At 69.0% G+C, this 19,546-nt stretch carries 17 protein-coding genes and 2 pseudogenes; 7 read left to right on the top strand and 12 right to left on the bottom strand.

The annotated features are described in order from the left end of the window. Nucleotides 1-25: 25 nt before the first annotated feature. The 3 genes and pseudogenes from GT347_RS08920 to GT347_RS08910 all read left to right on the top strand — a co-directional run bounded on the left by GT347_RS08920 (nucleotide 26) and on the right by GT347_RS08910 (nucleotide 2,957). Nucleotides 26-1,002, top strand: a pseudogene (locus GT347_RS08920) (tripartite tricarboxylate transporter substrate binding protein). A gap of 41 nt (nucleotides 1,003-1,043) precedes the next feature. Next, the gene (locus GT347_RS08915) at nucleotides 1,044-2,003 is read left to right on the top strand and encodes a tripartite tricarboxylate transporter substrate binding protein (protein ID WP_160551621.1); all 960 of its coding nucleotides are present in this window, start codon (nucleotides 1,044-1,046) and stop codon (nucleotides 2,001-2,003) included. Between the two features lie 33 nt (nucleotides 2,004-2,036). Beyond that, entirely contained in the window at nucleotides 2,037-2,957 is a 921-nt protein-coding gene (locus GT347_RS08910) for an SMP-30/gluconolactonase/LRE family protein (protein ID WP_160551620.1), read from the top strand. 656 nt (nucleotides 2,958-3,613) lie between these two features. Here the strand turns inward: GT347_RS08910 and GT347_RS08905 are convergent. The 8 genes and pseudogenes from GT347_RS08905 to tsaA all read right to left on the bottom strand — a co-directional run bounded on the left by GT347_RS08905 (nucleotide 3,614) and on the right by tsaA (nucleotide 10,605). After that, nucleotides 3,614-3,847 carry a DUF2789 domain-containing protein gene (locus GT347_RS08905; RefSeq protein WP_160551619.1) on the bottom strand — a complete coding sequence of 78 codons (234 nt, stop codon included), beginning with the start codon at nucleotides 3,845-3,847 and terminating at the stop codon, nucleotides 3,614-3,616. Then, nucleotides 3,838-5,204: pseudogene (locus GT347_RS08900) on the bottom strand (solute carrier family 23 protein). The gene GT347_RS08905 and the pseudogene GT347_RS08900 overlap by 10 nt, the downstream one beginning before the upstream one ends. A 42-nt stretch (nucleotides 5,205-5,246) precedes the next feature. Next, entirely contained in the window at nucleotides 5,247-6,146 is a 900-nt protein-coding gene (locus tag GT347_RS08895) for a copper chaperone PCu(A)C (RefSeq protein ID WP_160551618.1), read from the bottom strand. A gap of 44 nt (nucleotides 6,147-6,190) precedes the next feature. Beyond that, nucleotides 6,191-8,557 (bottom strand): TonB-dependent receptor, encoded by a 2,367-nt coding sequence (locus tag GT347_RS08890; RefSeq protein WP_160551617.1) that lies wholly within the window; start codon nucleotides 8,555-8,557, stop codon nucleotides 6,191-6,193. Nucleotides 8,558-8,636: 79 nt separating this feature from the next. Next, nucleotides 8,637-8,996 (bottom strand): hypothetical protein, encoded by a 360-nt coding sequence (locus GT347_RS08885; RefSeq protein WP_160551616.1) that lies wholly within the window; start codon nucleotides 8,994-8,996, stop codon nucleotides 8,637-8,639. A gap of 24 nt (nucleotides 8,997-9,020) precedes the next feature. Next, a complete protein-coding gene (locus GT347_RS08880) occupies nucleotides 9,021-9,323 on the bottom strand; it encodes a hypothetical protein (RefSeq protein ID WP_160551615.1) in 303 nt (100 codons plus the stop codon). After that, a complete protein-coding gene (locus GT347_RS08875; protein ID WP_160551614.1) occupies nucleotides 9,320-10,111 on the bottom strand; it encodes a GNAT family N-acetyltransferase in 792 nt (263 codons plus the stop codon). Before GT347_RS08875 ends, GT347_RS08880 begins: the two co-directional genes overlap by 4 nt. After that, nucleotides 10,108-10,605: a tRNA (N6-threonylcarbamoyladenosine(37)-N6)-methyltransferase TrmO gene (tsaA, locus tag GT347_RS08870; RefSeq protein ID WP_160551613.1), complete on the bottom strand. Its 498-nt coding sequence runs from the start codon at nucleotides 10,603-10,605 to the stop codon at nucleotides 10,108-10,110. The genes GT347_RS08875 and tsaA overlap by 4 nt, the downstream gene beginning before the upstream one ends. Before the next feature lie 106 nt (nucleotides 10,606-10,711). Here tsaA and GT347_RS08865 point away from each other — a divergent pair, with 106 nt between their 5' ends. The 4 genes from GT347_RS08865 to GT347_RS08850 all read left to right on the top strand — a co-directional run bounded on the left by GT347_RS08865 (nucleotide 10,712) and on the right by GT347_RS08850 (nucleotide 15,467). Beyond that, the gene (locus tag GT347_RS08865; RefSeq protein WP_160551612.1) at nucleotides 10,712-10,999 is read left to right on the top strand and encodes a hypothetical protein; all 288 of its coding nucleotides are present in this window, start codon (nucleotides 10,712-10,714) and stop codon (nucleotides 10,997-10,999) included. 32 nt (nucleotides 11,000-11,031) lie between these two features. After that, complete coding sequence (locus GT347_RS08860) at nucleotides 11,032-13,503, top strand: hybrid sensor histidine kinase/response regulator (protein WP_160551611.1); 2,472 nt, start codon at nucleotides 11,032-11,034, stop codon at nucleotides 13,501-13,503. A gap of 82 nt (nucleotides 13,504-13,585) precedes the next feature. Next, entirely contained in the window at nucleotides 13,586-14,470 is an 885-nt protein-coding gene (locus tag GT347_RS08855) for a hypothetical protein (RefSeq protein ID WP_160551610.1), read from the top strand. Nucleotides 14,471-14,780: 310 nt separating this feature from the next. Next, nucleotides 14,781-15,467: a hypothetical protein gene (locus tag GT347_RS08850; protein ID WP_160551609.1), complete on the top strand. Its 687-nt coding sequence runs from the start codon at nucleotides 14,781-14,783 to the stop codon at nucleotides 15,465-15,467. Here the strand turns inward: GT347_RS08850 and GT347_RS08845 are convergent. From GT347_RS08845 to GT347_RS08830, 4 genes are all read right to left on the bottom strand, one after another. Beyond that, nucleotides 15,416-16,348 carry a sensor domain-containing diguanylate cyclase gene (locus GT347_RS08845; protein ID WP_160551608.1) on the bottom strand — a complete coding sequence of 311 codons (933 nt, stop codon included), beginning with the start codon at nucleotides 16,346-16,348 and terminating at the stop codon, nucleotides 15,416-15,418. The genes GT347_RS08850 and GT347_RS08845 overlap by 52 nt on opposite strands. Before the next feature lie 63 nt (nucleotides 16,349-16,411). Next, the gene (locus tag GT347_RS08840; protein WP_160551607.1) at nucleotides 16,412-17,557 is read right to left on the bottom strand and encodes a VWA domain-containing protein; all 1,146 of its coding nucleotides are present in this window, start codon (nucleotides 17,555-17,557) and stop codon (nucleotides 16,412-16,414) included. A gap of 18 nt (nucleotides 17,558-17,575) precedes the next feature. Then, nucleotides 17,576-18,526 carry a DUF58 domain-containing protein gene (locus GT347_RS08835; RefSeq protein ID WP_160555273.1) on the bottom strand — a complete coding sequence of 317 codons (951 nt, stop codon included), beginning with the start codon at nucleotides 18,524-18,526 and terminating at the stop codon, nucleotides 17,576-17,578. Further along, nucleotides 18,507-19,514 (bottom strand): AAA family ATPase, encoded by a 1,008-nt coding sequence (locus GT347_RS08830; protein ID WP_160555272.1) that lies wholly within the window; start codon nucleotides 19,512-19,514, stop codon nucleotides 18,507-18,509. Before GT347_RS08830 ends, GT347_RS08835 begins: the two co-directional genes overlap by 20 nt. Nucleotides 19,515-19,546 lie beyond the last annotated feature (32 nt).

Below are 19,546 nucleotides of genomic sequence, written 5' to 3'. Positions count from 1 at the left end.
TTCCCCGTCATCCGAGGAGACACGCATGACCGCTTTCCGAACCGCGGCGCTGGCCGCCGCCAGCCTCGCCCTGCTCAGCACCACCGCCGCCCAGGCCCAGGGCGGCTATCCCGACAAGGCGATCCGCCTGGTCGTGGGCTTTTCCGCCGGCGGCCCCACCGACGTGGTGGCCCGCGCCTTCGCCGAATTCGCCACCCGCAGCATGGGCCAGCCGGTGGTGGTGGACAACAAGCCCGGCGCCAACACCATCCTGGCCGCCGAGGCGGTGGCTTCGGCCCCGCCGACGGCTACACCCTGCTGCTGGGCGCCACCAACCACACCATGATCCCGGCGCTCTACAGCGCCCGGGTGAAGTTCGACGCGCTGAAATCCTTCGCGCCGATCTGCACCATGGCCGTCAGCCCGACGGTGCTGGTGGTGGGCCCCTCGATGCAGGCGAAGAACCTGGCCGACTTCCTCACCGATGTGCGCGCCCATCCCGGCGCCCGCACCTTCGCCACGCCGGGCAGCGGCAGCGGCGGCCACTTCGCCAGCGAACGCTTCCTGCGCCTCACTGGCACGAAGATGAACCACATCCCCTACAAGGGCGCCGCCCAGGCCGTGACCGACCTGCTGGGCGGCCAGGTGGACAGCTCCTTCGCCACCCTGGGGTCGGTGCTGCCCCAGGTGCAGACCGGCAAGCTGCGCGCCCTGGCCGTGGCCGCGCCCCAGCGCTCGGCCCTGCTGCCCGAGGTGCCGACCTTCGAGGAGCAGGGCGTGAAGGGTTATGCCGATTCCGCCTGGTACGGCCTGCTGGCGCCCGCCGGCACGCCGCCCGAGATCGTCGCCCGCCTGACCCGGGTGGCCAGCGAATTCGCCCGCGCCCCGGCCACCGCCGACAAGCTGCGCGGCCTGGGCATGCAGGCCGAGAGCACTTGCGGCGCGGCTTTCGGCAAGCAGCTCGACGGCGAGATCCAGAGCGCCAAACGCATCGCCAAGGAACTCGATCTCAAGCTCGAATGAGCGGTTTCCCCTTCAGACATTCCCCATCCAAGAGACATCCCATGAAGAAGATCCTGAAATCCGTGCTGCTCGCCTGCACCGTGCTGGCCGGCGCCGCCGCCCACGCCGCCTTTCCCGAGCGCACCATCACCATCGTCGTGCCCTATGCCCCCGGCGGCGCGGCCGACGCGCTGGCCCGCCAGCTGGCGGTGCGCATGGGTGCCAAGCTGGGCACCAGCGTGATCGTGGACAACCGTCCCGGCGCCAGCGGCACCATCGGCGAAGGCTATGTCGCCCGCGCCGCGGCCGACGGCTACACCATGCTCTACGACGCGACGCCGTTCTCGATCAACCCGGCGCTCTATTCCAACCTGCCTTTCGCCGACAAGAACTTCCAGCCGCTGTCCCTGGTCTCGCTCTCGCCCAACGTGCTGATCGTGCGCAAGGAATCGCCGATCAAGGACCAGAAGGACCTGATCGCCCGCGCCAAGGCCCAGCCCGGCAAGCTCAATTTCGCCTCCGGCGGCAGCGGCACGGTGCAGCGCCTGGCGGCCGAGCTGTACCGCCAGGGCCTGGACCTGGACATGGTGCATGTGCCCTACAAGAGCGGCGGCCCGGCCATCTCGGACGTGATGGGCGGCCAGGTCGATTTCATGTTCAGCACCATGGCGGCGAGTTATCCGCTGATCAGCTCGGGCAAACTGCGGGCCCTGGCCATCTCTTCTCCGAAGCGTTCGCCGCTGCTGCCGGAAGTCCCGGCGGTCGCCGAAAGTGTGCTGCCCGGCTACGAGGCCTATGAATGGAACGGCCTGCTGCTGCCGGCCGGCACGCCGGACGCCATCGTCAAGCAGCTGCACAAGGCGGTGGTGGAGTCGCTGCAGGAGGAAGAGATGAAGAAGCGCTTCGCCGACATGGGCGCGCAGGCCATCGGCAACAGCCCGGCCGAGTTCACCAGCTTCCTGCAGAAGGAGGCGGCCAAGTGGGCCGAGGTGGTGCGCAAGGGCAATATCAAGCTCGACTGATCCGATTCACATCCGTTTTTTGAGGACCCCGCCATGTTCCTGCTTCAGCCGCCGCGCGTCGTCGAACTCGAAACCTTCAGCCGTCTGCCGGACCGCTTTCGCGAGCGGCAGCACAGCGACTGGAGCCGGGCCAACCGGGGTGGGCATGCGACCGATTCCTTCCTCGAAGGGCCTGTGTTCGACAGCCAGGGGCGGCTGTATGTGGCCGATATTCCCTTTGGCCGGATCTTCCGGATTTCTGCTTCCGGCGATGAGTGGACGCTGGTGGCCGAGTACGACGGGGAGCCCAACGGGATGAAGTTCCTGGATGAGCGGACCTTGCTAGTCACCGACTACAAGAACGGGTTGATGAAGGTCGATGTGGGCAGCGGGGCTGTCACGCCCTTTCTGCAGCGGCGCAACAGCGAGCGCTTTCGTGGTGTGAACGATCTGATTTTCGACAGTGTCGGGAATCTGTTCTTCACCGACCAGGGGCAGACGGGTTTGCATGACCCTACGGGGCGGGTCTATCGGCTGCGGCCGGATGGGCGGCTGGATCTGTTGCTGGACAACGTGCCCAGTCCCAACGGGGTGGCTTTGTCGCCGGATGAGAAGGTGCTTTATGTGGCGGTCACGCGGGGCAACTGTGTCTGGCGGGTGCCGTTGTTGGTGGATGGCAGTGTGGCCAAGGTCAGCCAGTTCTTCACGTCCTATGGCCCCAGCGGGCCGGACGGTTTGGCGGTCGATGCCTCGGGCCGTCTGCTCGTTGCCAACCCTGGGCTGGGGTATGTGTGGGTGCTCAACGGGCGGGCGGAGCCGGAGGTTGTTTTGCGTGGGCCGGTGGGGGCTTCCATTACCAACCTCGCGTTTGGTGGTGCTGATCGGAAGACTGTGTTCGTTACCGACTCCAGTCATGGGACTGTGCTGATGGCCTCGCTGGAGTCGTCTGGGTTGGTGCTGCACGGCGGTAAATGAGGGCTCGCCTTTGGCGGGGCGGTGGTTCTCCTGCGGAGGGCGGAGCTGGGGCTGCGCGCCCCAGACCGCGCTCACTTTCTTTGCTTCGCCAAAGAAAGTAAGCAAAGAAAGGCGACCCGACACCCGAGGCCCTTCGGGCACCGCTGCGGTACTCGCAAAGGCGGGGTCCACGACAACTCGCTTCGCTCAAACAGGTCGTGGCCCTGATCCGCCTTTGCTCCGTTCCTCGCTCTCGGGCTCACGGGACCCGGGGAGCGGGGACAGCCACTGCTTCGCAGGGCGACGGGCCGTCGCTGCGCTCGGCATCGGCTTGAAATGCGGCGCACAACCTGGGGCGGGTATTCATCAGCCAGCGGCCGAGCGCAGCGATGGCCCGTTGCGCTGCGAAGCAGCCGCTGTCCCCGTATCCGGGTCCCGTCTGCGGGTGAGCGAGGAGCGGAGCAAAAGCGGATCAGGGCCACGACCTGTTTGAGCGAAGCGAGTTGTCGTGGACCCCGCTTTTGCGAGCACCGCAGCGTGCCCCCTCCGAAGGAGGGGGACTCCCGCAGCCGGGTCGCCTTTCTTTGCTTACTTTCTTTGGCGAAGCAAAGAAAGTGAGCGCGGTCTGGGGCGCGCAGCCCCAGCTCCGCCCTCCGCAGAGGAGAAGAAGAAAAAACTCATCCCCTCAAAGCCAGATTCAACTGATCCACCACCTCAGCCCAATCCGCATCAGCCGCAATGCTCTCCCGAATAAAGTGCACCTGAGCCTCAGTCCAAAACGGCGCCTCAGGCAGCGAAACCCCAGCCGCCAACGGCCGATGCGCAGCAATAAAAGCCAAGATGGAAGCCTCATCCGAAGCCAGCCCCAGCTGCTCGAACAATTCAGTAAACGGGTGGTTGCTCAGTTCCATGACAAAGTCCTTAGCCAGAAAGAGTGAAAGCCTAAATCGCCAAACAGTCTATCCAGCCCGCCCCAGGGACGAATCCCCCGACGAGAGCCCAGCCCCAACAGGAAGTACAGCAGGATCGCAGCGAAAGTAGCCGTCCCGATCCCCCCAGCTCGAAGCTGCCGAAGTGCAGGGCAAACCCCCCGGTCCCCAGCACCAGCGGAATCGCCACCACCATCAGGTTGCGGTTGTCCGAAAAGTCCACCCGGTTATCCACCCAGATCCGCGCCCCCGCCACCGCGATCAGCCCGAACACCACGATGGAAATGCCACCCATCACCGGCAGCGGAATCGCCTGGATCAAGGCCCCGAACTTCGGCGAGAAACCCAGCACGATCGCCACCAGCGCCGCCACCACGAACACCGCGGTCGAATAGATCTTGGTCGCCGCCATCACGCCGATGTTCTCGGCATAGGTCGTCACCCCCGTGCCGCCGGCAAAACCGCTGACCATGGTGGCCACGCCGTCGCCGATGAAGGCCCGGCCCATGTAGCGGTCCATGTCCTGCCCGGTCATCGCCGTCACCGCCTTGATGTGGCCCAGGTTCTCGGCCACCAGGATGACCACCACCGGCACGATCAGCAGCGCCGCATGCGCGCTGAACACCGGCGCATGCAGGCTCGGCAGGCCGAACCAGGGCGCGGCCAGCACGCCGCCGAGGTCCACCGGCTTGCCCAGGCCCAGGCCGTTGGTGAGCACCGCATAGACCAGGCTGGCCACCACCAGGCCGACCAGGATCAGCAGCCGCTGCAGCATGCCGCGGGTGAACACGGCCACCAGGGCCACGCTGGAGAAACTCACGAGCTGCATCCAGGCATCGAAGTGGCTGGCGGCCATGTTCTTGATCGGGATGGCCGCCAGGTTCAGGCCGATCACGGCGACGATGGTGCCGGTCACCACCGGCGGGGTGAAGCGCTCGATCCACCGGGAGCCCAGCAGCTGCACCAGCAGGCCGATCAGGGTGTAGGCCAGGCCGCAGAGCACGATGCCGCCCAGCGCCAGGCCGATGTTGGCATTGGGGCCGGTGCCGGCATAACCGGTGGCGGCGATGACCACGCCGATGAAGGCGAAGCTCGAACCCAGGTAGCTGGGCACCCGGCCGCCGGTGGCCAGGAAGAAGATCAGGGTGCCGATGCCACTCATCAGCACGGCGATGTTGGAGTCGAACCCCATCAGCACCGGCGCCAGCACGGTGGAGCCGAACATTGCCACCACGTGCTGGATGCCCATGGCCGTGGTCTGGGGCCAGGGCAGGCGCTCCTGGGGCGCGACGACGGGGCCGGGGGAGGTCTTCTTCGTCCACTGGAATGGTTGCGGCATGCTCGTTTGTCTCCTTCTGGGCGGCGAGCGTAGCCGAAGTGTTCAGTGCTTCATGCCCGGCATGTCCGCCATGGGGCCGGTGCCATGGCCGCCAGCGCTGGCCGGCGGCGCGGCCAGCACGGGCAGCTGCAGCTGGGCGCTGCTGCGGCGGCCTTCGGCGTCGATGAAGTCGAGCTTCACCGGCACGGTGGTGCCGGCCGGCAGGGCCTGCCTGAGCTGGGTCAGCATCAGGTGGTAGCCGCCGGGCTTGAGTTCCACCGTCTGCCGGGCCGGCAGTTCCAGGCCCTGGGCCAGGGGGCGCATGCGCATCACGTCGCCGTCCATCTTCATCTCGTGCACCTCGGCCAGGCCGGCTTCGGGCGTGCTGGCGCCGATCAGGCGGCTGCCGGACGGGGCCTGCAGCTTCATGAAGGCGCCGGTGCCGCTCTGGCCTTTCACGGCGGTGCGGATCCAGGCGTCCTTCACTTCCACCGGCGCGACACCGGCGGGCAGCACGTCGAGGCGGGCTGCAGGCAGGGGCTGCTTTTCGTTGCTGCCCGCGGGCAGCTGGGCCCAGTCGGAACTGCCGGCATCGCAGCCCTGCAGCACCTTGAAGAACAGCGGGCCGGGTTGGTCGGTGAGGGTGCCGCGCACGATGAATTCGGCGCGCTCGGCGGTGGGCAGGGCCTTCTGGGCGGACTCGGCCTTCCAGGCGACGCTGCGCTCGCTGGTGCTCAGCGTCCAGCCGGCGCGGGGCACGGCCGATTCGAACTTGAAGCCCTCGGGCAGCTGCACGGTGACGGCATTGGTGGCCGTGCTGCCGGCGCAGGCATGGCCGACACGGAAGGCTGCGTCGTAGCGGCTGCCGGCGGTGGCGCCGCCCGGCGGCAGGGTGATGTGGGCCTGGGCGGCGAAGGAGGATGCGGCGGCGAGGGCCGCGATCAGCGTGAGGCGATGGTTCATGAGAGGGCTCCTGGAAGAGGGATGGAAAGGGCGGGCGACCGGGCTCACAGGTCCCATTTCAGCTCGGCGGTGTAGCTGCGCTGGGGGTAGGGGTGGAAGTTCCAGTACTTGTCGTTGTTGAGGTTGTCGATGCCGAAGGCCACCGTCCATTGGCGTGTGGGCTTGTAGACGATGCGCAGGTCGGCGGTGAAGTACCGGCTCACGCCGAAGTAGGTGAAGCCGTTGGCATCGCTGTTGTCCAGCGTGCGGTACTGCCGGCCGCTGTAGCGCGCGCCCAGGCTGGTGGACCAGCGTTCGTTGAAGCGGTAGCTGGCCAGCGCCGTGGCCCGCCAGCGCGGGATGTTGGGCTGCCACTTGCCGATGGTGTCGCCGGGGGTGCTGACGAAGCCGTCGTTCTCCTTGATGACGGAGTGCGCGTAGGTCACGCTGCCGCTCAGGTCCAGGCCGCGGGTCAGCACGTCGTTGCCGTTGTAGGCCGCCTCCAGTCCCCGGGTGGCGATGCGGCCCACGTTCTGCACGCGGCTGATGTTGCGCAGGGCGTTGCTGTCGAAAAGGGTCTGCGAGTAGAGCGCGTCTCGCGTGTCCTCCACGAAGAAGGTCAGGCGTGCCAGGGCGTTGCCCAGGTCCTTTTCGGCGCTCAGCTCGCCGGTCCAGGAGCGCTCGGGGCGCAGGTTCGGATCGTTGAGGTAGAGCGAGTTGGTGGTGGAGGTGGCGCCGTACAGCTCGCTCACCGTGGGCATGCGCACCGCCCGGCCGAGCGAGGCTTTGAGCACGGTGTCCGGCAGGGCCAGCCAGGAGACGGCGGCCTTGGGCGAGAAGTGGTTTTCGTGCCGCTCGGGATAGGCCAGCGCGCTGGCCGCGGAGAAGGCGGTGCCGCCGTTCGACGCTTCCCATCGCTCGGCCCGGCCGCCCAGCACCGCCTTCCAGTCGGGGGCGAAACGCCAGGTGTCCTGCGCCCACAGGCTTTGCAGGCGGGTGTCGCCGTGCACGTCGGAGGCCAGCGACCCGCCGCCGTCGTTCAGGTAGTTGCCCGCGACGTTGTAGGTGCTGTAGCGCAGCTGGTAGTTTTCCTGCTGGTAGCCGAAGTCCACGATGTGCGGACCGGCCATGCCCTCGGGCCGCCAGGTGCCCTTGGCGGCGAAGGTGCGCCAGCCGGTGCCGGCGCCCTGGGCCAGGGTGCCGGGGCCGCCGGTGAAGGCGCCCGGCGGCGGGTTGCTGGCGGCGTTCTGGCGTTTGTCGTCGCGCCGGTAGTCGTAGAGGCTGGCGGCCAGTTCCCAGTCCCAGATGCCTTCGGTGTGGCTCTTGAGCGAGAGCCCGTGAATCACATGCAGGGCCGATTCGCGTGTGGCGGCGAAGTCGCTGCCCGACAGCGCCTGGCTGCCGGTATAGGCCAGGCCATTCACGTTGAAGGCACCGCTGTAGACCGGCTGGCCGGCGGCGTCGCGCAGGTAGGACGAGGGATTGCCGCTGGAGCGGTTCTCCCACAGCCCCAGCACATAGCTGGCGCGCAGCGTGGGGGTGATGTCGTAGGCCAGCTTGGTCTTCAGATGGTCCTGCCGGGTGTTGTACTGCGTGCCCGAACCCAGCGTGTACTGCGCGGCGTTGGCGGTGCTGCTGCTGGGTGCCGCGCCGGTGACGGCCGTGCCCGCGCCGCTGTTCACGCCGTTGGAGACCAGCCGGGTCGGGAAGGTCAGCGGCTGGCCCTGGCTGTCGGTGCGGTTGACGTTCACCCACCACGACCAGTCGCCCACCTTGTTGCCCAGCGATGCGCTGGCCTGCCAGGCGCGGAAGGTCTGGTCGGTTCCATAGAGTTCGAAGGGCTGCGAGGTGTAGCCCACCTTGGCATGGGCTTCGAGCTTGGTCGGCATGCGGGTGACGAAGTCGACCACGGCGCCGGCCGAGTTGCCGGGATAGGCGGCCGAGAAAGGGCCGTACATCACGTCCACCCGCTCGATCTCCTCGGGCGTGACCAGGCCCCAGCGCGGCGGGAAGGACAGGCCGCCCACGCCGTTGCCCAGGAAGTTCGACAGCAGGATGCTGTCCGCATAGACCGCCGAGCGGGCGCTGTTGCCGGTGCCCGAGGCGCGGCTCGACAGGATGGCGTGGTTGTAGTCGCCCACGTAGCGCTTGCGCACCAGCAGGCTGGGGAAGTACTTCAGCGCATCCTCGCTGTCGGTGGCGTTGATGCTGCGTTCGATCTGCTCGCGGGTGATGCCCTCCATGGTGGTGGGGATCTGCGTGGGCAGCGAGGTGGGCTGGCCGCCGTTGACGGTGACCACGCCCAGGGTCTTGATGGGGGCCTGGACCTCGGGCTTCTCGGCCGGGTCGGCCTTGTCCTGCGCGAAGGCGCCGGGAACGGCAAAGGGCAGGGCCAGCGCGAGCGCGCGGGCCAATCGGGTTTTGGGGAACATGAGCGGTTTTCCTGCGGACCGGCGCGAACGCCAGGGCACCGTGTGCGGCAAGGGCCGCGCACGGGACTGCGAAAGGCAATCAGGAAACCAGGGGCGGCCCTCGCGCCGGCAGCGGCGCGGCGGTGATGCCGGCGATGCGCGCGGCCGGGATGCTGCGCAGCACATAGGCCAGCGGCTGGGCGGGTGCGGCGATCAGGGTGGGGAAAAGCGGCGGCGGCGCGCTGCCGGGGGCGCACAGCGGGCAGTCCATGCTGGCGGAATGCGCCTCGGAGCCGGTATCGCTTTTCTTGATGAGTTTGGCGGTGCCGGCGCCCGAGCAGACCAGCTCGAAAGAGGCCGAGGGATGCACCAGCGGCGAAGCCACCGCCGCGCCCAGGTACAGCGCGAACCACGCCAGCACGAAGCGGGCGATCAGTCGGGCGGTGTGCTGGGTGAGCATCGGGCGATTATGGGCGACGCAGGATCACTCGTCTTTGAAGTCGTCTTCGCCGAGGGCTTCGCGGATGGCTTCGGACGTGTTCACCGCATGCTGGGCGATGCCCTCGTGGTTGGCGGCGATCACCGGCAGCGAATAGGTGCCGGAGACGATGGCGCGGTACCAGATCTCGGCGGCCAGCGCGTCCGGCGGCATGCCTTCGATGGCGCCGACCAGGCAGTCGGCCACGGAGTCCAGGCCGGCGTCGGCATAGAGTTCCTCGGTGTCGTAGACGACCCGGTATTCGTAGAAGCCGGCGCGGCCGCCTTCGATTTCGATGCGCACGATCATGCGGTGTGGTTTCCTGTTGCTGAGCCGGGCATTTTCACCGACGCGGCCGGCGGCATGCGGTAGTGGTAGCGATAGACGTCCGCGAAGCCCAGGGCGGCATAGAGCCGGCGCGCGGCCTCGTTCTCCTGCCGCACCTGCAGATAGCCCCAGGCCGCGCCTTGCGAGGCGCCCCAGTGCATCAGGGCGAGCATCAGCCGCCGCCCCAGGCCCTGGCCGCGCCGCCGCGGCGCCACCACCACGTCGTAGAAACCGACCGCGCCGCGCTCCAGCACGGCCAGCGCGAAGCCGACCGGTTCGCCCTGATCGTGCAGGGTGGCGAAGCCGCAGGGCAGGGCGATGGAACGCACCATGGCGTGGTGAACCGCATGGCGGGACGGCGGCACGCCGTTGGCCTGGGCGAAGCCGTCCAGCCAGGCCTGGTCCGGCGCGGCGGCGATCCCGACCGCGGTATCCGGGACGGCCGCATCCAGCGCGGCGCGGGCCACCCAGGACGGGTCGAAGAAGGTGTAGCCGGCGGCTTCGAGCCGCCGATCCGCGTCGGCCGGGGCCAGCGGCGACAGGCGGAACACCGCCGGCAGCGACTGGCTCCCATAGAGGGCCTCGGCGGCCTGCTGCACGCCATCGAAACGCAGGCCCGGCGCACCGGCATTGACCGAGTTGGCGCGTTTGGTGAAGCCGTCGGACAGGCGCATCACCCAGCCTTCGAAAAACACCGTCTGGCGCGCGGGCCAGGCGTTGAAGGCGCGCTCCTCCAGTGCCTGGAGAGGGCTGTCGTCGGCCGCGCTCATGCGGCCGGCGGCGCCATGCGGTCGTCCGACAGCAGCGTCGGCATCTGCGCCACCCGGGCGGCGAACCAGCCGATGCGCTCGGTCTGGCGCACGTCGAACTGCGGCACATAGGGCTTGATGTCGAGCACCGGTGTCATGTCGAGCATGTCGTTGCCGCTGAAGTGCAGCACGCCGCCTTGCACCCGCTCCAGCCGCACGATGGACAGGCCGATGCGGTTGGGCCGCGCCGGCGCCCGGGTGGCGAAGACGCCGTGGGTCTTGTCGTCCAGGAAGGGCTTGACCTCCAGCGGCTCGTGCTCGCCGCGGTCCAGGTGGGTCAGCAGGATCAGGTATTCGAAGCCCTCGATGTCGCGCAGGCCGGGCACGAAGGCGGGCAGCAGCTCGATGCGGCCGGTCTCGGCGGGTGCGCCGGCGGTCTGGATCGGCATGCCGACCTTGTCGGTGAATCGGCTGCGCACGAAGGCGACGGGCTGGCAGGTGATGGTGCGGTTCATGTCGGGGCGGATGGAGGCAGGGGCGCGCGGGGTTGCACCGTGTAACGCCGGTCAGTGGGCGACAACGTATCTTGCACGCTGTCCAAATCCCGGGGAAGCCGTTTTGTTGCCAGAGCTGATCGCCGCCGTTCGAGCGAAGAAGGCCATATCGTTCATCTACCGCGGTGCGCGGCGTACGGTGGAGCCGCATGCGGTCGGCGTGGGGCATGACGGCGGCGTGTGGCTCAGTGCCTACCAGACGGCGGGCCACTCGGTGATGCCGGGCCAGGACTGGGTCTACTGCAAGGTGGATGCGGTCGAATCCCTGCAGGAAGTGCCGGTGCGTTTTCTGCGCACCCGCCCCGGCTACAGCCGCGAGGATTCGCGGTTCATGCGCTTCTACGCGGCGCTCTAGCCGGTGCCGGCGGTGACGGAGAATGGCGCCCGATGTCTGCCTTCGTACCGCCCCGACCGACCCCCGCCCCTGACGGTCTGCCCGGCGCCGAAGCGCTGATCGCCGGTGGCGAAACCGGACAGCGCCTGCGCGCCTTCGACTGGTCGGCCCATGCGCTGGGCCCGCCCGCCCGGTGGCCGGCGGCGTTGCGCACGGCGGTGAACCTGATCCTGTCCGTACCCGAGTCGATCTACATCTGCTGGGGCCCGGCGCTGCATTTCTTCCACAACGACCCTTATGTCCCCATGCTCGGCCCGCGGCTGGGGCAATCGATCGGCACCACGCTGCCGCGGCTCTGGCCGGATGCCTGGGAGGCGGTGCGGCCCGATGTGGAGGCAGCCCTGGCCGGCGGTACCGTCCAGCATGTCGATGTGCCGATCGCCATGGCACGCCACGGCGTGCCCGAGCAGACCTGGTGGACCTATTCGTTCTCGCCCCTGCGCGACGAGACCGGGGCGGTGGCCGGCGTGTTCTGCATCACCAACGAGCAGACCGAACGCATCCTGTCGCTGCAGGCACGCGAACTGGGCGAGCGGCGGCTCGACGTGGCCCAGGCCACCGGCCTGCTGGGTTTCTTCGAATGGGATGTGCGCAGTGCCATGGCCCGTGGCGATGCCAACTTCGCCCGCGCCTACGGCTTCGCGCCCGAGGAGGCCGAGCGCGGCATAGCGCTGCGGGCCATCGTCGACCGGGCCGATCCGGAGCACCGCGACAGCTATGCCGCCAGCGTGGCGGCCAGCGCCGCCCGTGCCGACGACTACGAACGCGAGGTGAAGGTGCGCCGCCCCGACGGCAGCGTGCGCTGGCTGATGGTGCGCGCCCGCTGTGCCGCCAGCGGGCCGGACGGCCCCCTGGTCTTCACCGGCATCGTGGTGGACATCACCGCCGCCAAGAACGCCGAGGAACTGCTGCGCCGCGCCAACGAATCCCTGGAGCTGCGCGTCGCCCAGCGCACGCGCGAGCGCGACCGCGCCTGGAACCTGAGCCGCGACCTGATGGGCGTGGCTGACACCGAGGGGGTGTGGATCAGCGTCAACCCGGCCTGGGAGCGGCTGCTGGGCTGGCGGCCCGAGCAGATCGTCGGCCGGACCTCGCACTGGCTGATCCATCCCGACGACCAGGAACGCACCCGGCAGGAGGAGCGCAGCCTGGCCGCCGGCACGGTCACCGAACGCTTCGTCAACCGCTTCTGCGATACCCAGGCGCGCTACCACTGGCTGTCGTGGACGGCGGTGATGGAAGGCGGCCTGCTCTACTGCAGCGCACGCGACGTGACCGAGGCCACCGAGCACCAGGCCCAGCTCGAACACACCCGCGACGCCCTGCGCCAGGCGCAGAAGATGGAGGCCATCGGCCAGCTCACCGGCGGGGTGGCGCACGATTTCAACAACCTGCTGACGGTGATCCGCTCCTCGGTCGACCTGCTGCGCCATCCGCGCATGAACGAGGACCGGCGCGGGCGTTACCTGGAGGCCATCTCCGACACGGTGGACCGCGCCTCGCGCCTGACCGGCCAGCTGCTGGCCTTCGCTCGCCGGCAGGCGCTGCAGCCGGAGGTCTTCGAGGTGAACCAGCGGGTGCGCAGCGTGGCCGAGATGATCCGCACCATGGTCGGCTCGCTGGTGCGGCTGGAAGTGCGCTGCACGCCGCAGCCGCTGCACACCCATGCCGACACCAGCCAGTTCGACACGGCACTGGTCAACCTGGCGGTCAATGCGCGCGATGCGATGCAGGGCCAGGGCGAGCTGCACATCGAGGTGCGGCGCACCGATGCGATTCCCGCGCAGGGCGCGCATCCGGCGGTGTCGGGCGACTTCGTGGTGGTGCACGTGGCCGACGAGGGACATGGCATGGCGCCCGAGCTGATGGACAAGATCTTCGAGCCCTTCTTCACCACCAAGCCCGTGGGCAAGGGCACGGGCCTGGGCCTGTCGCAGGTCTTCGGTTTCGTGCAGCAGTCGGGCGGGCAGACGCGGGTGCGCAGCGCGCCGGGCGAGGGCACACGCCTGAGCCTCTACCTGCCGGCCGTGGCGGCGCCGCCGGCAGCGCCCGTGGCGGTGCTGGCCGCGCGGGAAGTGGCCCCGGCGCCGGCGCGCGAGGGCCTGCTGGTGCTGCTGGTGGAGGACAACGAGGAAGTGGGACCGTTTGCCGAACAGGTCCTGCAGGCGCTGGGATATCGCACACGCTGGGCGACGCATGCCGAGCAGGCGCTGGAATGGCTCGCCGAGCCCGGCGAGCGCATCGATGCCGTGCTGACCGATGTGATGATGCCGGGCATCAGCGGCGTGGAACTGGCGCAGCGGCTGCGGGTTTCCCATCCCGGCCTGCCGGTCGTGCTCACCAGCGGCTACAGCCATGTGCTGGCGCAGGACGGCGGCCATGGCTTCACGCTGGTGCAGAAGCCCTATTCGGTCGAGACGCTGGGTGCGGCCCTGGAGCGTGTCCTGGAGCACGGGCGCGCCTAGCGCGGCGCGCGGCCTTCGTCGCCGCCCGCAGGTTTTCGGCTGGAGCCAGGCCTGCGGGGAAACTGCGATCGACAGTCGGGCGATGCACTTTCCGGCCGGCTTCATCACCTTCCTGCAGCAAGCCAACGCCGCGCTGATGGGCGTGCCATGGGCGCTGCCGGACCGGCCGTCGAGGCGTTCCATCCCCGTCATGCCGGCGGACTTCCCGGCGGGCCTGGCCGGCCTTCAGGAAGCGGGCACCTTCCAGCCGCCGACAGCGAGCCTGTCCTTGCCGGGCTACCCCGACTCCGACCGGACCGCGATGTGGTCGCAGCTGGACCCGGTGATCCGCCACTCGCCCACGCTGCGCCACCAGCTCGAACGGATGCGCCAGGGAGGATGGGCCGTGCGGTGGTCGAGCGACGAACCCAGCCTCTGCAACGTCACCGAGCGCGTGGTGGTGCTCTCGCCGGACGAGCCCCTGGGCATGATCGTCGGCAAGCTGGCGCACGAGGCCCGGCATACCTTCCAGCCGCCCATCACATCGCGGCAGTTTCCCGATGAGTGGACATTCGCGAAACGGGTCCGCATCGACGAAGCCCATGCCGTGTTCAACCACCTGTGGGTGCGCGACGAGATCCGCCGGGCCACCGGGCACGACATCGGGATCGGCATGGGCCACCCCGACTACTACCAGCTTGCCTGGGAACTCGTTCTCCTCCACGGCGACAAGAGCAGGCTGCTGCACCATATCGACCGGCTCTACCGCTGGGAAACGCCCAGCGCCAATCCGGATGACTGCTACTGGGGCGACGCCCGCAACGAGTGGCGCAAGGACGCCGGCCTGGCGCCGGTTCGCCCGCGCAGCAGGGTGGTGGAGGCGGGGCGGCAGCGGGCCCTGCGTTTGCTGGAGCGCGAGGCGCTGGAGATGGGCCTGTGGCAAGGCGGCCAGGCATGGAGGGCGTGGCAGACCGCCTGGCAGATCTGAGCCCGGGCGCTGCATTCGCATATCGCGGAGCTTCTTTCGGGTCGCGGCTGGCTGGCCGTGCGCCGCATTCGGAATGCTCGCGCCCATGCAAATTTTCATCCAACGGCATTGTCCCGGGGCGCTATGTCTCCCCGGCCTCGAAACCGGACCGCAGTTCCTGCCCGCTCCCCTGCCTGCACCATGGACCGGCGCCTATCTGCCGCAGGCCGCAGGCCGGCCCTTCAACCGCAGGAATTTTTCGGTGCCCCGCGAGGTCGGAATCCCTTCTGCGACACCGGCCGTCGCCGAGCCGGATACGCAGAAAGCGCCCTTGCTCTACCCCGCCAGCAATCTTCCGGCCATGTGGGCGCTGCTGGGCCCGCTGATCCAGCAGTCGCCCACGCTGGTGTTCCAGCTGGACCGGCTGCAGAAAACCGGCTGGCGCATCGAATGGGCCGCGGGCGGGGCGGAGTATTGCGACTGGGCGCAGCGCACCCTGCATCTGCGCGGCGATGTATCGCCCCTCTACGCCATGCAGGCCCTGGCCCACGAGGTGCGCCACGCCCTGCAGCGACCCGGCGTCATCCGCCAGTACCCCAGCGAACAGGCCTATGCCAACCTGATGTTGTCGCTGGAGGACGAGGCGGTGGTCAACCATCTGCAGGTCCGCTGGGAAATCATGCGCGCCACCGGCATCGACATCGGCATCGTGATGAAGCATCCCGCCTACTACGACGCCGTGTTCTCGCTCTATCTCAAACACCGTGACGTCGCTTTGCTGCTCTCGCGGATCCGCATGATGCACGGCTGGGAGTCCAGCTCCCTGACCGGCACCTGCTACTGGGAAGCCTCGGTGAACGAATGGCGCCAGCAGTTCGGGCTGCCGCCGATCCGGATCTCGCCGCAGCTGGTCGAGCAGGGGCAGGCGCTGGCCTGGCGCCTGCTGCGGCAGGAGAAGCAGCGGCTTCAGGCTGGGTCGGTCACCAGGCGGTCGCGTCCGCCCTGCTTGGCGCGGTAGAGCCGGCGGTCCACCGAGTCGAGGAACTGCACCGGATCGTCGTCCGCCGTCGGCACGATGGTGCCGGCGCCTATGCTCACCGTGACCAGCGGCCCGACCGGCGATGCCGCATGGGCGATGCGCGCCTCGGCGATCGCGCTGCGGCAGCGTTCGGCGATGGCCTGGGCGCCCAGCGCATGGGTGTTGGGCAGCACCAGCACGAACTCCTCGCCGCCGTAGCGGGCGAAGAAGTCGCCCTCGGCGCGGGTGGTGGTGCTGAGGGCATGGCAGACCATCTTCAGGCACTCGTCGCCCTGCACATGGCCGTAGCAGTCGTTGTATTGCTTGAAGCAGTCGATGTCGAACAGGATCATCGACAGCGGCTGCTGCGTGCGCCGGGCATCGGCCCAGTTGTTCTGGAACACCTCGTCGAACTTGCGCCGGTTGGCCACGCCGGTCAGGCCGTCCTTGAAGGAGAACTCCTCCAGCTGGCGCTGCAGTTCCAGCAACTTCTGCTCGGTCTTCTTCTGCTCGGTGATGTCGAACATGAAGCCGATCAGGGCCTTGGGCGTGCCGTCGGGGTTGCGTTCGACGTGGACCACGTCGCGGATCCACACATAGCCGCCGCTGGAGGTCAGCGCGCGGTAGTCGGCCTCGTGGTCGGTGCCGGCCTGGGACTGGGCTATGCAGAAATCGACCACCCACGAACGGTCGTCCGGATGCATGCGGGCGGCCCAGTCGTTGACGGTGGTCCAGCTCTGCGGCGTCCAGCCGAGCAACTGCTCGATCTGCGGGCCCACGTAGGCGAAGGTGGCGGTGGCCCAGTCGATCTTCCAGGGGATGGCCTTGGTGGATTCGAGCAGGGTTCGGTAGACGTCGCTGTCGGGTTCTATGCTTTTCACGGACGGTCCGGACGGTTGTGCGATGGGCGGGCGGACACGCGCCACCCGGCTATTGTCATCGCATCAACCGACGCGGTTGAACCACCAGAGGGAAAGCAGGGAAGCGGCCAGCGCCAGGGCGGCGGCGACCAGGGCGAACAGGGCGGAGATCTCGGTCTCGTGTTTCTCCACCGACAGGCGCGAACTCAGGGTGTCGTAGATGTGCTTGAGGTCGGCCGCGGTGCCTGCGTAGAAGTACTCGGCCTGGGTCTTGGCGGCGATGGCCTTCAGCGTGTCCTCGTCGAGCTTGACCCGCATCGACCAGCCCTCGAAGCCGATGGTGTCGCCGTCGCGGGTGCCCACGCCCACGGTGTAGACCCGCACGCCGCGGTCGGCGGCGATCTGCGCGGCCTCCAGCGGATCGACGCCGGTGGTGCGCTGGCCGTCGGTCAGCATGACGATGGCGGCCGAGCCGTAGGAGCCGGGCGCCACCGGCGGCGGCGGGGCGGCGCCGGGGCGGTTGGCCTGGCGCGATTCGTCCAGCGACAGGGTGCCGCGCAGTGCGTTGCGGTCGGCGCCCAGGGCCGACATCTCGATGCCGCTGTTGGGGAACAGGGTGGCCAGCGCCATCACGATGCCGTTGCCGGTGGCCGTGCCGCGCTGCAGCTGGAAGCCGTCGATGGCTTTTTCCAGGTCCTCGCGCGACTGCGTCGGCAGCTGCGCCACCTGGGCGCTGCCGGCGAAAGCGACGATGCCCACACGCACCCGGCGCGGCAGCTCGGCGATGAAGGACTTGGCGGCCTGCTGGGCGGCCACCATGCGGTTGGGCTGCACATCGGTGGCGCGCATGCTGGCCGAGACGTCGATGGCCAGCATGATGGTCTGCTGCTGCATCGGCAGCGCGATCACCGCCACCGGCCGGGCGGCGGCCAGCAGCATCGCGGCCAGGGCCAGCAGCATCAGCAGCGGCGGCAGGTGGCGGCGCCAGCCGGGGCCCTTGCCCATGGCCTCGCGCACCAGCGACAGGCTGGCGTACTGCACGGCCAGCTTGCGTTTGCGGCCCAGCATCCAGACGTACAGCAGCACCAGCACCGGCAGCACCAGCAGCAGCCAGAGGAACTGCGGCCAGAGGAAGTCCGGCGTGGGCAGCGCTTCCAGCCATTGGCGGACATGGGTCAGCCACGACGCCAGCAGCGTGGTGAAGGAGGAATGCGGGGTGGACGTCGGCATCGGCGGTCTGGGCTCTTGTCAGGCGGCGTGGGTGGGGGCGGCGAGGCGCCGGGCGCGGCGGCGGCGCAGCTCGGCGAAGCGGGCGATGGCATCGGCCAGGTCGCAGGTGGTGCTGAGTTCGAGCGCATCGGCGCCGGCCACGGCGAAGCTCTCGCGCAGCTTCTCCTCGCGGGCGGCGGCGGCGCGGGCGAAGCGCTGGCGGAAGACCCGGTCGTGGGTGTCGACCAGCATCTGCTCGCCGGTCTCGGCGTCGCGCAGGGTCAGCAGGCCGACGTCGGGCAGGGCCTGTTCCAGCGGATCGACCAGGCGCACCGCGATCACGTCGTGGCGCTCGACCAGGCGGGCCAGCGGCCGCTCCCAGCCGGGCGGGCTGATGAAGTCCGACACGACGAAGACGGTGGAGCGCCTGCGCAGGCCGCGGCCGGCGGCCTGCAGCCATTGCGCCAGTCCGCCGTCGTCCGCCGCGGGCGGGCGGCGTTTCTGCAGCTGCTCCAGCAGGCGCATGACCTGCTCGCGCCCCCCGCGCGCCGGCAGCCAGCCGGCATTGCCGCTGCCGCCGAGCAGGCCGCCCACGCGGTTGCCGTGGCGGGTCAGCAGCTGCGCCATCAGGGCGACGAACTCGGTCTGCACCACCCGCTTGGTGCGCGGGCTGGAGCCGAAGTCCATGGAGCCGCTGCCGTCGGCGATCAGGCAGGCGCTCATCTCGCGGTCTTCGGTGAAGACACGCACATGGGGCACGTCGAGCCGGGCGGTGACGTTCCAGTCGATATGGCGCACGTCGTCGCTGGGCTGGTATTCGCGCAGATCGGCCAGGTCCATGCCGGCGCCGCGCGACAGCGTGGGAAAGCCGCCCTGCAGCAGGCCGTCGAGCCGGCGCAGGGCCGTCCATTCGATGCGGCGCAGCAGGGCCGCGGCGGACTCGGGCGGGGCGGCCGGTGCCGCCTCGGGGCTAGGCGGCCTTTTTCTCATAGGCATGGGCCAGCGGCTTGGGGGGCTTGCCGACCTTGTCCATGAGCTTGGCGATCAGCGCGTCGGCCGTCACGCCCTCGGACAGGGCTTCGTAGGACAGCGAGATGCGGTGGCGCATCACGTCCGGCACCAGGTCGATCATGTCTTCGGGCAGGGCGTAGTCGCGGCCGCGCATCATGGCCAGGGCGCGGCAGCCCTCGGCCAGGTTGATGGTGGCGCGCGGGCTGGCGCCGTACTGCAGCAGGCGGGCCATGTCGGCCAGGCCGTGCTCCTGCGGCCGGCGGGTGGCGGCCACCAGGCGCACGGCGTACTGCAGCAGCGAGGGATCGACATACACCTGGCGGCAGATGGCCTGCAGCTCGGCCAGCTGGGCGGTGGTGCAGACCGGCGTGGCGGGCGCGGGCGGATGCATGGCGCGCTGCACGATGACGAATTCCTCCTCGTCGCTCGGGTAGTCCACCAGCACCTTCATCATGAAGCGGTCCACCTGCGCCTCGGGCAGGGGATAGGTGCCTTCGGTCTCCACCGGGTTCTGGGTGGCCAGCACCACGAAGGGAGAGGGCACGCGGTGGCTCTCGCCGGCGATCGTCACCTGGCGTTCCTGCATCACTTCCAGCAAGGCGCTCTGCACCTTGGCCGGCGCGCGGTTGATTTCGTCGGCCAGCAGCAGGTTGGCGAAGACGGGGCCGAGCGAGGTGCTGAACTCGCCCGTCTTCTGGTTGTACATGCGGGTGCCGACCAGGTCGGCCGGTACCAGGTCGGGCGTGAACTGGATGCGGCGGAAGTTGCCCTGCACCGCATAAGAGAGCGTCTTGACGGTCAGCGTCTTGGCCAGCCCCGGCACGCCCTCGACCAGCAGATGGCCCTGGGCCAGCAGCGCCACCATCACCCGCTCAAGGAAACGGTCCTGGCCGACGACGATGCGTTTGACTTCGAAGAGCACCTGCTCCATCAGGCTGGCGGTCTGGTCGCGGCTGGAGGTTTCCATCGGCATGTCGGGTGTTCCGGAAAAAAGGGTGG

Origin of the sequence: Xylophilus rhododendri (assembly GCF_009906855.1) — a bacterium.
In the GTDB taxonomy this organism is placed as follows: domain Bacteria; phylum Pseudomonadota; class Gammaproteobacteria; order Burkholderiales; family Burkholderiaceae_C; genus Xylophilus; species Xylophilus rhododendri.
Note: the sequence above shows the minus strand (reverse complement) of the source record. Positions and strands in the feature narration are given on the sequence as shown.